The organism is Desulfovibrio desulfopostgatei (assembly GCF_053570645.1).
This window is the reverse complement of sequence record NZ_JBRBQS010000002.1, coordinates 83,731-97,039: the sequence shown is the minus strand read 5'-3', so window position 1 is coordinate 97,039 and position 13,309 is coordinate 83,731. Positions and strand designations below refer to the sequence as shown.

General features: G+C 60.2%; 10 protein-coding genes. 4 read left to right on the top strand and 6 right to left on the bottom strand.

Annotated features, from left to right (window positions below; genetic code table 11):
• Nucleotides 1-98: 98 nt before the first annotated feature.
• From ACUZ9Q_RS00380 to ACUZ9Q_RS00355, 6 genes are all read right to left on the bottom strand, one after another.
• Nucleotides 99-1,787 carry a cation:proton antiporter gene (locus ACUZ9Q_RS00380; RefSeq protein WP_449247138.1) on the bottom strand — a complete coding sequence of 563 codons (1,689 nt, stop codon included), beginning with the start codon at nucleotides 1,785-1,787 and terminating at the stop codon, nucleotides 99-101.
• A 133-nt stretch (nucleotides 1,788-1,920) separates the two neighbouring features.
• Nucleotides 1,921-2,334, bottom strand: a complete 414-nt coding sequence (locus tag ACUZ9Q_RS00375; protein ID WP_449247137.1) for a secondary thiamine-phosphate synthase enzyme YjbQ — start codon at nucleotides 2,332-2,334, stop codon at nucleotides 1,921-1,923.
• 7 nt (nucleotides 2,335-2,341) lie between these two features.
• The gene (locus tag ACUZ9Q_RS00370) at nucleotides 2,342-3,529 is read right to left on the bottom strand and encodes an ATP-grasp domain-containing protein (protein ID WP_449247136.1); all 1,188 of its coding nucleotides are present in this window, start codon (nucleotides 3,527-3,529) and stop codon (nucleotides 2,342-2,344) included.
• Nucleotides 3,526-4,860: a homoserine dehydrogenase gene (locus ACUZ9Q_RS00365; protein WP_215646898.1), complete on the bottom strand. Its 1,335-nt coding sequence runs from the start codon at nucleotides 4,858-4,860 to the stop codon at nucleotides 3,526-3,528. The genes ACUZ9Q_RS00370 and ACUZ9Q_RS00365 overlap by 4 nt, the downstream gene beginning before the upstream one ends.
• A 73-nt stretch (nucleotides 4,861-4,933) precedes the next feature.
• Nucleotides 4,934-5,164, bottom strand: a complete 231-nt coding sequence (locus ACUZ9Q_RS00360) for a hypothetical protein (RefSeq protein WP_449247135.1) — start codon at nucleotides 5,162-5,164, stop codon at nucleotides 4,934-4,936.
• A gap of 107 nt (nucleotides 5,165-5,271) precedes the next feature.
• A complete protein-coding gene (locus ACUZ9Q_RS00355) occupies nucleotides 5,272-6,453 on the bottom strand; it encodes an aminotransferase class I/II-fold pyridoxal phosphate-dependent enzyme (protein ID WP_192113495.1) in 1,182 nt (393 codons plus the stop codon).
• Nucleotides 6,454-6,785: 332 nt separating this feature from the next.
• Here ACUZ9Q_RS00355 and mtnA point away from each other — a divergent pair, with 332 nt between their 5' ends.
• The 4 genes from mtnA to mgtA form a co-directional block, all read left to right on the top strand.
• Nucleotides 6,786-7,874: an S-methyl-5-thioribose-1-phosphate isomerase gene (mtnA, locus tag ACUZ9Q_RS00350; protein ID WP_227118432.1), complete on the top strand. Its 1,089-nt coding sequence runs from the start codon at nucleotides 6,786-6,788 to the stop codon at nucleotides 7,872-7,874.
• A 9-nt stretch (nucleotides 7,875-7,883) separates the two neighbouring features.
• Nucleotides 7,884-9,911, top strand: a complete 2,028-nt coding sequence (locus tag ACUZ9Q_RS00345) for a TIGR04326 family surface carbohydrate biosynthesis protein (protein ID WP_449247134.1) — start codon at nucleotides 7,884-7,886, stop codon at nucleotides 9,909-9,911.
• Nucleotides 9,908-10,381 (top strand): C-GCAxxG-C-C family (seleno)protein, encoded by a 474-nt coding sequence (locus tag ACUZ9Q_RS00340; protein WP_192113492.1) that lies wholly within the window; start codon nucleotides 9,908-9,910, stop codon nucleotides 10,379-10,381. Before ACUZ9Q_RS00345 ends, ACUZ9Q_RS00340 begins: the two co-directional genes overlap by 4 nt.
• Before the next feature lie 273 nt (nucleotides 10,382-10,654).
• Nucleotides 10,655-13,309 (top strand): magnesium-translocating P-type ATPase (gene mgtA / locus ACUZ9Q_RS00335; protein ID WP_449247133.1); only part of this gene is annotated, 2,655 nt, incomplete at its 3' end.

Here is a 13,309-nt window from a genome sequence, read left to right as displayed (position 1 = left end):
GGCCTTTTGCGCAAGGAGTGTACTCTTATGGTACTCGACTGTAGCAAAAAGCCATTCTGACGCCGCCGGTGGGCAAAAAAGCCCTGTGCGAGCTACGACTAGTCGAGCTTCTCGCGCACGCGTTCAAGTTCCGTCTGCACATACGCCTCCGGCGCACCCGCCGAGCGCAACAGATATTCCGCCATGGCCAGCGCAACTTCGCGTTCGCCGCTGAAAACGGCGTCCGCGCCTTTATCGCGCAGGGAGCGGGCTTCGCTCACAAAGGCCGTGTGCGCCAGAATGCGCGCATGAGGATTCACCGCGCGTGCTATGGGCGTCACTTCGCCTGCGGGGATACTGGGGGATGTCAACAGCAGGGCCTCGGCCTTTTCCAGGCCAGCTTCGCGCAGTACTTCGGCCTGCATGGCATCGCCGTGCACCACGGGCACCCCTTCGCTGCGCAAAAGCCGCACCGTGTCGATATTCATTTCCACAACCACCGGCAGCATGCTGCTGTCCTGCAAAATGCGGCAGCAACTGCGCCCTACGGGGCCGTAGCCCACCACAACCACCCGCGCGCGGTTGCCTTCGTCCGGCACGATCAGGCAGGCCGATGGTTCGGCAGCGTTGCCGCGCTTGCGCTTCTCCCACCACAGGGCCACATCCTTGGCCTTGCGGTACAGCATGGGGTTGAACGTGATGGAAATGATGGCCGCAGGAATAAGCGCATTGTTGACCCTCTGGTCAAAAACCCCAAGGCTGATGCCGAGGCCCGCAAGAATAAAAGTAAATTCACCCACCTGCGACAGGGAGGCGGCCACGGGCAGTCCCAGCTTGAGAGGCTTGCGGAACAGGCTTGTCATCAGCAGCGCCCCAAGAGGCTTCACAATCATGATGACAAAGAGGGTCGCCAGCATGAGGGGCCAGTCCTGCGCCAGCGAGGCAGGGTCAAAGAGCATGCCCACAGACACAAAGAACAGCACGGCAAAGGCATCACGCAGGGGCAGGGCTTCGGCGGCGGCACGGGCGCTGAACTCGGACTGCCCCACAACCATGCCAGCCAAGAATGCGCCAAGCGCCATGGACGCCCCAAAAAACTCCGCAGCAGCAACGGCAATGCCAAGGGCCAGAGCCAGCACCGCAAGGGTAAACAGATCGCGGGTGCCCGTGCGGGCCACGTAGCCCAAAAACAACGGAATAAGCTTTTGCCCAACCACAAGCGTAAACACGGAGAGCGCCGCCAGTTTGAGCAGGGTCATGCCCAGGGCGCTCCAGAATTCGCCGCCCGGAGAAAGAACCGAAGGCAGCAGCACAAGCAGCAGAATGGTAAAGATGTCTTCCACCACCAGCCAGCCCAGAGCCACATGCCCGGTGGGATTGTGCAGGTCATGGTTATCTGCAAGCACTCGGGTAAGCACCACGGTGCTGGCTACAGAAATAGCCATGCCGTAGACCGCGCCAGAGAGCAGATCAAAGCCGAAAAGATGCAGCAGCCCCATGCTTGCCAGCGTTGCCAGCGAGATTTGCGCCGCTGCGCCACCAGTGGCAATGGCCCCCACGGCCAGCAGATCCTTGAGATGAAAATGCAGGCCCACGCCAAACATCAGCAGGATAACGCCAATCTCGGCGCACTGGGCCGCCGTGGACGAATCGGCCACAAAGCCGGGGGAGTGCGGTCCTACGATGATGCCTGCCAGCAGATAGCCTACAAGGGGAGAAAGGCGCAGTTTCTGCGTGATAAAACCAAGAACCAGGGCGGCGGAAAGCCCCCCGGCAAGCGTAAGAATAAGATTTACGTCATGGGGCATGGATGGTGCTCCTTTAAGGCCATGAAAAGGCAGGCCGCAAGCAGCTGAATGCCCGCTCTAGAGCTGTTGACGAATGGAATGGATCAACTGCTCCGCAGGGATTTTCCGGAAAAAATCCTTGCCACGAAAAGCTCTAGTCGTCGGACTTCAGCCATTGCAGCCACAGGTTGCGGCGGCGGGGGCCATCGCCCTCGCACAGATAAACAGATTGCCAGGTGCCAAGGCGCAGTTCGCCCTTCTCCACAATCAGCAGGAGGGATGGCCCGTGCAGGGTGGTTTTTATGTGGGCATCACTGTTGCCCTCAGCGTGGCGGTAATCGCCATGCTCCGGGGCAAGGCGGCTGAAAAAGGCCAGCATGTCGCGCCGCACGTCAGGGTCTGCGCCTTCGTTGACCGTGAGGCCGCAGGTGGTGTGCGGGCAAAACAGGGCCAGAGCGCCGCTCTGCCAGCGGCCATCTGCGGCCTTGCGACGCACCCGCGAGCGTAGCTCCGCCGTGATGTCGACCATCTCGCAACGGCTGCGGGTGCTTATTTCAAGAGTTTCCACGGCTGCCTCAACTTGTGAATTCCAGCAGGTCGGAGCGTGCTATGCGGTCCAGCTCGTCACGCTGGTTTTCCGGCGTTTCGGTAAAGAGAAAACCAAAAAGCCCGTAGCGCGTGAAATCGCTTTTGCGCACATGCAGCACACGGGCAAAGCCCCGGCTCAAGGCCTCATAGTCAAAGTTGCGTACGGGCGGGCAGTTTTCCGGCTTGTTCAGCACAATGAGGGTGTAGAGCTTGCCTTCGCGCCCTGCCAGAGCCTTGTCCCAATCGGGCCGCCGCCCTTCCAGAAAGCAGCCGTAGGTGTGGAAGCCCCAGGAAAACAGGGTGACGTCCGTGCAGCACCAGCCCGCAAAACGCAGGGCATTGAATTCTATGGGCCGTATACGTCCCTGGGCATCACGCCGCAGCTCCACATGGGTGGGAAAATTCCGCAGACCCAGCAAGGAGTTAACCTTGTTGAACCATGCCTCGAACTCCGCAAGGTGTGAGCGTACCACAGAAGCGCCCGTGTAGTACAGGCGGTCGCTCACGTCCGAAGCGGAAGCAAATTCGTGCCGCAGGATATTGCAGATCACGGCCTGCCCCTGCGCGTCAAAGTATACATCCACGGCGTATTCATCGCCGTCAATGTATTCCTCTATGAGCCAGTCTTCGCTGTCCACCACGCTGTCTGGATACTGCTCGCGCCAGTGCGTTGCTTCCTGCTCAATGGCGGCAAGGGCGGCCTGCCAGTCTTCGCGGGTGCGCACAATGCGCACGCCCAGGCTGAAAAAGCCCACAGAAGGCTTGACCACGCAGGGCAGGCGCAGTTCTTCAAAAGGCAGGCGGCGCAGGGCATCAAGGCTGAGTCTGCGATAGAAATAATCATCGTAGAGGGGGCGCAGCAACTCGCGGGTTCTGGCCTTGTTTTTGAGCTTTTCAATGCCGCTGACAAGTTCGGCATTGTCCACATGGTCGCAGACCCAGGCCAGGGAATTTTCCGAGCAGGTATAGATGCGCGGGGGCGCGCAGTCCGTGCAGGACTTCCGGCACTGGGCCGCAAATTCCGCTTCCGGTACGAGGTTCAGGGGCGCTGCGCCAGAAAGCGCACGGGCGCGGGACAAGTCCCGCGCCACAGCATTGTCGAGCACCGGTTCCCGCCGGGCTGCCGCGTAGTCGAGCAGCTCTGGCGAGACGTATGGTTCATCAAAAATTATCATGCTCCTCCCAACACGCGGAAGTAGACCGCGGGTTCCTTGAGCAAACCTGCGTCCATGGTGCGCTGGAGAGCGTCGCTCATGGCGCGGGCCGTGGTTTCGTGGGTCATGAAGACCAGCGGTACGCCATTGCCTTCATCACTCTTCTGGATGACCTGGGCCATGCTGATGCCCTCGGCGGCCATGCAGCCCGAAAGATCGCGCAGCACGCCGGGGGCGTCCTGCACCATGACGCGCACGTAGTAGCACGAACGCCATTCTTCCGGCGGCACGATGGAGGCCTTGGGCAGTTCCTTGCTCACAAAGCCGGTGTTGTTGGGGCGTTCATCGCGGGCAACGGCCAGCAGATCGCCCAACACGGCTCCGGCTGTAGGCAGATCGCCCGCGCCGCGTCCGTGGAAAAACAGCGGGCCGGAGGCGTTGGCGTCCACCCGCACGGCATTGTACACGCCGCCCACGCGGGCCAGCAAAAACTTGTGGTACACAAGGGCGGGGAACACCCCGGCTTCAAGCCGGATGTTGCCTTCACTCTCAGCGCCCTCGGCGCCGGGAACCTCGCGCACCTGACCAATAAGCTTGATGCGGTAGCCAAATTCGCGCGCAAGACGGATATCCATGCCGGAAAGCCCGCGAATGCCGCGCACCGAAAGGGCCGTGTAAGGATAGTGCACCCCGTAGGCCAGACGGATAAGCAAGATAAGCTTGTGGGCGGCATCGTGGCCGTCAATGTCCAGCGTGGGGTCGGCCTCGGCATAGCCCAGCTGCTGGGCCTGCTTGAGCGCAACGTCAAAATCCATACCGTTGCTGGTCATTTCAGACAAAATATAGTTGCTGGTGCCGTTAAGAATGCCCATGAGCGATTCAATACGGTTGCCCGTGAGGCTTTCCTTCAGCGTTTCCACAATGGGGATGGCCCCGGCCACGCTGGCTTCGTAGCGCAGGATGCGCTTTTTGCGGTCAGCCTTCTGGAACAGGGCCAGACCTTCCTCGGCCAGCAGGGCTTTGTTGGCGGTGACGATGTGCTTGCCCTGATCAAGGGCGCGGTCGATGATGGTGCGGGCATTGTCGATGCCGCCGATGAGCTCCACCAGCACGTCGATTTCAGGATCATCGGTAAGCGCGCGGTAATCGGTGGTAAGTTCCGTTCCGGCGGGCAACTGGGCGCTGCGGGCCTTGGTGGCGTTGCGCACAAGCACCTTTTTGAGCACGATGTCGCGCCCGCAACGGCGGCGGATAAGGTCGGCGTTTTCGTCAAGCAGGCGCACAAGGCCGCCGCCCACGGTGCCGAATCCGGCAAGGCCCACTACCAGGGGTTTATCGCTGTTCTTTGTCATGTCGCCTCCGAATCTGCTGCCTAACCCCGGTCTGTCCGCCGCGGGCCTGCGCGGTTGTTGGCCGTATACGGCCTTATGGTTGCTGCGGCGGGGCCGGAAAACCTCCCGACCCCGCCGATTTCAGTTGTTCTGGCTTTGCTTTTTCCGACGATCCAAGCGGATTGAACCCAAACCGCTCGGAAAAACGTTTTTTGAAAGCGAGATTTTGTTCCCTGGCAAGAAAACGGCCCGTTGAGGCAGTCCAGTGAACAAAAACTGCTTTCAAAACCTGTTTGCCATCCTGCGGATTTTTGCCTTCCGGCAAGGAAGGCGGGCTTTTTACGCAGGGAGTGTACTCTGATGGTACTCGACCGGAATAAAAAGACCGCCTGACGCCGCCGGAAGCAAAAAAACGCGGAGGGCGAAACAGGTTTAGTCGGAGACGCCCGACAACAACCGCCGCATGCTACTGATAGCCTGCCGCGTGCGGTGTTCGTTTTCAATCAGGGCGAAACGCACGTATTCGTCGCCGTAGGAGCCGAAGCCCAGACCCGGCGAAACGGCCACGTGAGCCTCCTGCAACAGCAGCTTGGAAAATTCCACGGAGCCCATCTTGCGGAAGGGCTCGGGAATATGCGCCCACACAAACATGGTCGCCTTGGGCGAAGGAGTTTCCCAGCCGATGCGGTTCAGGCCTTCGATGAGGCGGTCGCGCCGTTCCTGATACACGTCGCGGATCTGGTGCACGCAGTCTTCGGGGCCGTTGAGGGCCACGGTGGAGGCAATCTGGATGGGCTGGAACATGCCGTAATCCAGATAGCTCTTGATGCGTGCCAGGGCATGGATAAGATCCTTGTTGCCCACGGCAAAACCCACGCGCCAGCCGGGCATGGAATAGCTCTTGGACAGGGAGTAAAATTCCACCCCCACATCCTTGGCGCCCTTGGCCTGCAAAAAGCTGGGGGCCTTATAGCCGTCAAAAACCAGATCGGCGTATGCCAGATCATGCACAACCCAGATGTGGTTTTCCTTGGCGAAATCCACAATCTTCTGGAAGAATTCCAGATCCGTCACTTCGGTGGTGGGGTTGTGCGGATAGCAGATGAAAAGCACCTTGGGCTTGGGCCAGGCCTGACGCATGGCGGCCTCAAGGTCTTCAAAAAAGTTGCGCCCAGGGCCGATGGGCACGCTGCGCACGTCCGCGCCTGCAATGATGGGCGCGTACTTGTGGATGGGGTAGGTCGGGTCGGGTGCGAGCACCACGTCGCCAGGCTCAAGAATAGCCAGCGAAAGGTGGGCCAGACCTTCCTTGGAACCCAGGGTCACGATGGCTTCGCTGTCAGGGTCGAGCTGCACGCCGTAGTGGCGCGCGTAGCGATCACAGATGGCTTTGCGCAGGTTCGGAATACCGCGCGAAAGCGAGTAGCGGTGGTTCACCGGCTTCTGTGCTGCCTCAACAAGCTTGTCGACGATGGGTGCGGGCGTTGCGATGTCCGGATTGCCCATGCTGAAGTCCACGATGTCGATATTCTGCCGACGCAGCCGCATTTTGAGGTCTCCCACCACCGCAAAAACATAGGGGGGGAGGCGGCGAATCCGCGAAAACTCTTCCATGTCTGATAGCTCCTAAGTTGATCGACATGCAGTCTGTCCCATGCGCTCGCAACAGGTCACGCCCGCACCATGCAGGCATGGACTCCACCCTGCCGCGCAGCCCCACAGGAAGCCAGTGCGTTTACCGGGCGCTCACAACGCGCCGGAAACGATTTTGTCATGCCGCAGCATAGCCAGCCGCGCGCCTGTTTGTAAAGCATTGCGGGCCGCCGAACCCCTTGATGGGGCATGTTTTTTATATGGTTTCCGGCGGAATGCCGCCAACTGCGCTTTGCCTTCCGCGCATAGTTGTGTATCCTTGATAAATATCTTGATTCCTGCGGAGGCAAACCATGGAAGATCATATTCGCTTTGACAGGCAAAATCTTGCGCTGCACCTGCTTGACCAGCGCTTGCTGCCAGAGCAGGAAACCGAAGTGATCTGCCGCAATACAGACGACATTGTATCGGCTTTACAAACCATGGTTGTGCGCGGGGCTCCGGCCATTGGCGTCACTGCGGCCTGGGGCTGCGCCCTTGCGCTGAACGAAACCAGCGGCCCCGGCTGGGCCACCCAGCTTGAAGAACTGCTTGACCGCATCGCCAATGCCCGGCCCACAGCCGTAAACCTGCGCTGGGCCGTTGAACGCATGCGTAAATGCTGGTGGAAGGTCATCAACAGCGGAAGCGGCGACCGCGAACCCCTGCTCGCGGCCTTTCTTGACGAGGCCGCCAGAATGCAGGCCGAAGATGTGGAAGCATGCAAGACTCTGGGGCGCTTTGGCGCGGATTGCCTGAAAGACGGCGACACCGTGCTCACCCACTGCAATGCCGGGGCTCTGGCCACTGCGGGCTATGGCACGGCGCTTGGGGTTATTCGCGGCGCTGTGGAGCAGGGCAAACGCATCAAGGTTATTGCCGATGAAACGCGGCCCTTCCTCCAGGGCGCACGCCTCACGGCCTGGGAGCTGCACAAGGACAATATCCCCGTTACCGTTGCCTGCGACAATGCCTGCGCGCTCCTCATGAGCAAGGGGCTTGTGCAGTCTGTGGTGGTGGGGGCAGACCGCATTGCCGCCAACGGCGATGCGGCCAACAAGATCGGCACCTATGGCGTTGCCCTGCTGGCAAAGCACTTCAATATTCCCTTCTACGTGGCTGCCCCGCTCTCCACCATTGACCCCACAACGTCCGACGGCAGCGGCATACCCATTGAGCAGCGCCCGGAACGTGAGGTCACCCACGTGGGCGATACGCGCCTTACGCCCGCAGATGTGCCCGTGTACAATTTTGCTTTTGACGTAACCCCGGCAGAACTCATCACCGGCATCATCACCGAAAAAGGCGTGTTGCAGCCGCCCTACGGGCTTGCCATCTGGGCAGCCCTCAACGAGGCCAGCGCCGCGCCCGAAGCCGATGACGCCGGGATTATTGAGCGTTAGGGGTTCAGTATGAAAGAGCTTGTTCTTGTCATTGGCCCGGCACTGCCGGATGCGGCACGCGCGCTGTGCACGGCCCCGGGCTACAGCCCCAGCGGCAAGGCCGAAACAGAGTCGGGTCAGGCCCTGCCCGAACGGCTTGTTGCCCACTGGGACGGGTGGGAAGCGCCCAATGGCGAAATTTCGCTGTCTGCGCGCCTGCGCGATGAGCTGACGGCCATCCGCGCCGAGCATATGGCCTGGGCGCACGATTTGGGACGCATGCGCGTTGGCGGGCGCGAGATGCAGCAGCATCTGCGTTGCGGCGAAAAGCTCTCCATGTGGTGGTGTTCGCTGCTGTACGAGCGCCATCCCAAAATGACGCCCGGCCTCTACACTGTTTACAAATTACGCTCCCTTGAGCGCCTCATGGACGAGGGCGGCTTTGCCTCCCTGCGCGTTTTTGGCGGGGATGAAGATCTGCGCGGCGCGCTTGCGCGCATGTGCAAGTCAGGCCACAGGCTGTTTGCGGAATGCAGCGAAGCTCCGGTTCCGCTTGAGCCAGCCCGCAGTCTGCTGCGCAAGGTTTATGACGCAACGCCTCCCCCTTTGCGCGCGCTGGCCCGCTACGCCCACTGGTGGTGGACTGTACGCCGCCACATGCCTCCAGTTTCGGCCAAAAGCCCGCTGCCGCCCGCTCAGGGGCAGGCTGCCACCATCGCCACCTACTTTCCCAATGTGGACATGAAGGCAGCGGAAAATGGCCGCTATCGTTCCCGCTATTGGGAGAGCCTGCACGATGCGCTGAACGCCACCGCTGAGGTGGAAGCGCAAGAACAGGGAAACGCCGGGAAGCATGCCCAGACCGCCGGGCACTTTGTGCGCTGGCTTTTCATCCGCTTTCCCGCGCCCCAGCTCAGTCTGGCCCAGTGCATTGCCCTGCGGGACCGCTTTCGCCGTGAAGGCAGGGACGGCGCGAGCTTTCATTATCTTGAAGAATTTCTGACCACAGGCGACCTCATAGCCGCCCTGTTCCGCTACGCGCGCCTGTGCCTTGCCAGCCTGCGGCTGGAAAAAGAAGCCCGCGCGGCCTTTCGTTTTGCAGGCTCAAAGCTTGATTTCTGGACCTACCTTGGCCCCTACTGGGCGGAATCGTTCCGGGGCTGGCGTTGCCTTGAACGCTGCCTGCAACACCGGGCATTCAAGCGATATGCCGCTATGGCCGGCCCGCAGCGCTGGACGCTCTTTCCGCTGGAGAACTGCCCGTGGGAGCGCATGCTCACCCAGACCATGCACGAGGCGAATAACGGCCCGGTCATCGGCGCGCAGCACTCCACCATCCGGCCCACAGACTTTCGCTATTTTGACGACCCGCGCACCTTTACGGGCGATCTGGCAGAATTCCAGCCCGATATGGTGCGGGGCAACGGGCAGTCCGCCTGTTCCCAGTGGCGCGAGGCAGGCGTGCCCACCGAGCGCCTGGGCGAAGTGGAAGCTCTGCGTTACCTCTATCTGGCGAACAATGACGCGCAAAATGCCAGTGCTGCTGCGAGCCATGATTCCACGCCTGCTCCCCGGCGGTTGCTGGCCGTAACCAGTTTTTTTGCGGACGAAACCGAGGCCCATCTGGCCCTGCTCGCCCGTTCGCTGCATGCAGGTCTGCTTGACGGCTGGGAAATCCGCGTAAAGCCGCACCCCTACCTGCCGGTTCAGGAAAGGTTGAAGGCCTTGCTGGGCCGCCGTGCGCAGGATGTGCAGGTGGTAGACGGCCCCATTGCCGACCAGCTTGCCCCCGGCGTGGTGGTCTGGGCCTCCAATTCCACCACCGTGGCGCTTGAAGCCGCCATCAAGGGACTGCCCGTGGTGGCCATGCTGCCCACAGACGACTTTGACCTCTGCCCCTTGCAAGATGTAGCCAGCCTGCCGCGCACCGGCAGCGTGGACGATGTGGCCCGCGCGCTGCAAACAGCAGCGCCTCTGCACCTTCCACCTGAATATCTTGACCTGAACGTCGATCTTCCCAAATGGAAAAAACTGCTGCACCTGAGAGGAAAATCATGAGTACGCACGACAGAGTGGCCGCCCTGGTGCGCCACTACTATTGGGACAGAGATCTCAACTGCGCCCGCACAACCCTGCGTTGTCTGGAAACTGTTCTCAAAGAACCGCTGCACCCGCAGATTTACACTGCCACAGTGGGTTGCCACGGCGCTGGCGGCACTGGCGGGCAGTGCGGCCTTGTGGAGGGCGGCTTGCTACTCATCGGCCTGCGCGGCGCAGAGCTGGGCAAGGAAGAATCAGAAATTGTTGATCTGTGCGCCAGATTTGCAACCCAGTTCACTGAACGCTTTGGCAGCCTCTCCTGCAAGGATTTGAGGCCCGGTGGCATCCATCCCAATGATCCACCGCATCTTTGCGAATCCGTTTCGGTAGACGCCATATGTTTTTTGCATGACTTTCTTGACGAAATGGCACAATCCGCCGAGCCAAACCGCAGAAAACCCGGCTTTGAAGACGATACGGCAGAATAGGGCTTAAATTTCACCCTTTGACAATAATGCCCGGAGCGAATAGGTTCCGCGCAGATGGCCTTTTGCGGCCATGCACTTTTTATGCATCTGCCTTCTGGCAGGCGGTCACCCTCAACCCTTGGAAGGAGCATCCTACATGTCGTCCGACAGTTGCCACAGTTCCCCTTCGGAACCTGACAGTTTACGTCGCACCACTCTTTCCACGCCATTCCGTTCCCGTAGCTGAAAATCTTCCTGCGGGTAACGCGTTGCGCGTGCTCTCAGGAGGATTTTATGGTTCTGCGCTCTTTTCTGCCGCACGGCCTTGTTGTGCCGTTTGCCCGTTTTTTTGGCCGCAAAGGCCACGCCGCCTCACATACCGTCAGTACTGAACTGGTTCGCCAGGCTGCAACCCGCCTGCTTGACGCCGCCCGCGTTGAGCCGGACGAAGCCCTGCAGACGTTCAACTCCTCGCCCGATGGTCTTACCCGCCATCAGGTGCATGCGATGCGCCAGCAGTACGGGGCCAATATCCTTGCCGCCAAGGGCAGGGACAGCCTGCCCAAACGCCTGTTCACCTCGTTTATCAATCCTTTCAGCGTTGTACTCCTGCTGCTGGCCTGCATTTCGTTCTTTACCGACTATCTGCTGGCAGATGCCGGAGAAAGAGACCTCACCGCCGTTATCATCGTGACGGTCATGGTCTGCATCAGCGGCGTACTGCATTTCGTGCAGGAGGCCCGTTCCGGCAATGCAGTGGCCCGCCTTGAATCGCTGGTCAAAACCACCATTGAAGTGGTGCGTGAGGGCGAGGGCAAGGAGCTGCCCATCAATTCGCTGGTAGTAGGCGATGTGGTGCGCCTGGCCGCAGGCGATATGATCCCCGCCGACATGCGGATTTTACGGGCCAAGGATCTTTTTGTCAGCCAGTCTTCCCTCACGGGCGAAAGTGAGCCTGTGGAAAAATTCCCCCATGCCCTGCCCGCCGACCTGGCCGCCGCCTCGCCCCTTGATTGCGACAATCTGGCCTTCATGGGCAGCAACATTGTCAGCGGCGCGGCCTACGGTCTTGTGCTGGCTGTGGGCGGAGCAACGCTTTTTGGCTCTCTGGCGCGCCAGATTGCGGCCACAACAACGCCCACCAGCTTTGACAAAGGCGTGAATTCCGTTTCCTGGCTGCTTTTGCGGTTCATGTTCTGCATGGCCCCGGTGGTGCTTTTTATCAACGGTTTCACCAAGGGCGACTGGGTGGAAGCCGCCTTGTTTGCCCTTTCCGTTGCCGTGGGCCTTACGCCCGAGATGCTGCCCACCGTGGTATCCGCCAATCTGGTGCGCGGAGCCGTGTTTATGGCCCGCAAAAAGGTTATTGCCCGCCGCCTCAACGCCATCCAGAATCTTGGGGCCATGGATGTGCTGTGTACCGACAAGACGGGCACCCTCACGCAAGACAGGATTGTGCTTGAGTATTCGCTCGATATTCACGGTACGGAAGACGCCCGTGTGCTGCGCCATGCCTTTTTGAACAGCTGGTTTCAGACCGGCCTCAAAAACCTGCTGGACGCCGCCATCGTCAACCACGCCGATGAACTGAGCATGCAGCCCTTGCGCAAGGAATACAGCCTTGTGGACGAAATGCCCTTTGATTTCAGCCGCCGCCGTATGAGCGTTGTGGTGGCCGACACCACGGGCAAAACCCAGATCATCACCAAGGGTGCGCTGGAAGAAATGCTCACCGTGTGCTCCTATGCCGAATACCACGGGCAGGTAGAACCGCTCACGCCCGAACTCCAGGCCGAAATACTGGAGCGCGTGCGGCGTTACAACAACGACGGCATGCGTGTGGTGGGCGTGGCGCACAAAACCATGTCAGCGCCGGGCGGAGTTTTTTCTGTGGCGGACGAAAAAGACATGGTGCTGCTGGGCTATCTGGCCTTTCTTGATCCGCCCAAGGATTCCGCATCAAAGGCGCTGGCCGCGCTCAACGAGCATGGCGTGCGCGTAAAGGTGCTGACAGGCGACAACGATGCCGTTACCCGCAGCGTATGCCGTCAGGTGGGGCTGCCGGGCAAAAACATTCTGCTGGGCGCAGAAATAGAAGGGATGGACGATGCGGCCCTGAAAACCGCCGTTGAAGAAACCGACATTTTCGCCAAGCTCAGCCCGCGCCAAAAAGCCCGCATTGTGACCTGCCTGCGCGGCAACGGCCATGTGGTGGGTTTTATGGGCGACGGCATCAACGATGCCCCGGCCATGAAGAACGCCGATGTGGGTATTTCCGTTGATTCCGCTGTGGATGTGGCGCGGGAATCCGCGGGCGTCATCCTGCTTGAGAAAGACCTCACCGTGCTTGAAGCCGGGGTGATGGAAGGACGCCGCACCTATGCAAATATAATCAAATATATAAAAATTACGGTAAGTTCCAACTTCGGCAACATGTTTTCCGTGCTGGCGGCCAGTGTATTTTTACCTTTCTTGCCCATGACGCCCCTGCAGATACTGGTGCTCAACCTGCTCTACGACGTCTCCTGCACGGCAATGCCATGGGACAATGTGGATGAGGAGTTTCTGCGCAAGCCCCGCAACTGGAACACGGACAGCATCCGGCGATTCATGTTCTGGCTCGGGCCTACCAGCTCGGTCTTTGACCTCACAACCTACGCCTTGCTGTTCTGGGTAATCTGCCCTGCCGTGGTGCCCATGCCAGCAGGCGGCTGGCAGGCCATGAGCAGCGCCGATCAGGCAAGCTTTGCCGCCCTGTTTCAGGCGGGCTGGTTTGTGGAATCGCTGTGGACGCAGACCATGGTCATCCACATGCTGCGCACCCCGGGCGTTCCCCTGCTGCACAGCCGCGCCGCATGGCAGGTGACCCTGCTCACGAGCCTTGGCGTAGAGGTGCTCCCCAAAAATCGGACAGGTGTGATAGCTACTCAACCAGACGAGGAGAACACA

What these genes read in the sequence shown, in the direction of transcription:
- ACUZ9Q_RS00345 (WP_449247134.1), top strand. Translation starts at nt 7,884, where the DNA reads ATGAAAGAGCTTGTTCTTGTCATTGGCCCGGCACTGCCGGATGCGGCA.
- ACUZ9Q_RS00380 (WP_449247138.1), bottom strand. Translation starts at nt 1,787, where the DNA reads ATGCCCCATGACGTAAATCTTATTCTTACGCTTGCCGGGGGGCTTTCC.
- ACUZ9Q_RS00355 (WP_192113495.1), bottom strand. Translation starts at nt 6,453, where the DNA reads ATGGAAGAGTTTTCGCGGATTCGCCGCCTCCCCCCCTATGTTTTTGCG.
- ACUZ9Q_RS00365 (WP_215646898.1), bottom strand. Translation starts at nt 4,860, where the DNA reads ATGACAAAGAACAGCGATAAACCCCTGGTAGTGGGCCTTGCCGGATTC.
- mtnA (WP_227118432.1), top strand. Translation starts at nt 6,786, where the DNA reads ATGGAAGATCATATTCGCTTTGACAGGCAAAATCTTGCGCTGCACCTG.
- ACUZ9Q_RS00340 (WP_192113492.1), top strand. Translation starts at nt 9,908, where the DNA reads ATGAGTACGCACGACAGAGTGGCCGCCCTGGTGCGCCACTACTATTGG.
- ACUZ9Q_RS00370 (WP_449247136.1), bottom strand. Translation starts at nt 3,529, where the DNA reads ATGATAATTTTTGATGAACCATACGTCTCGCCAGAGCTGCTCGACTAC.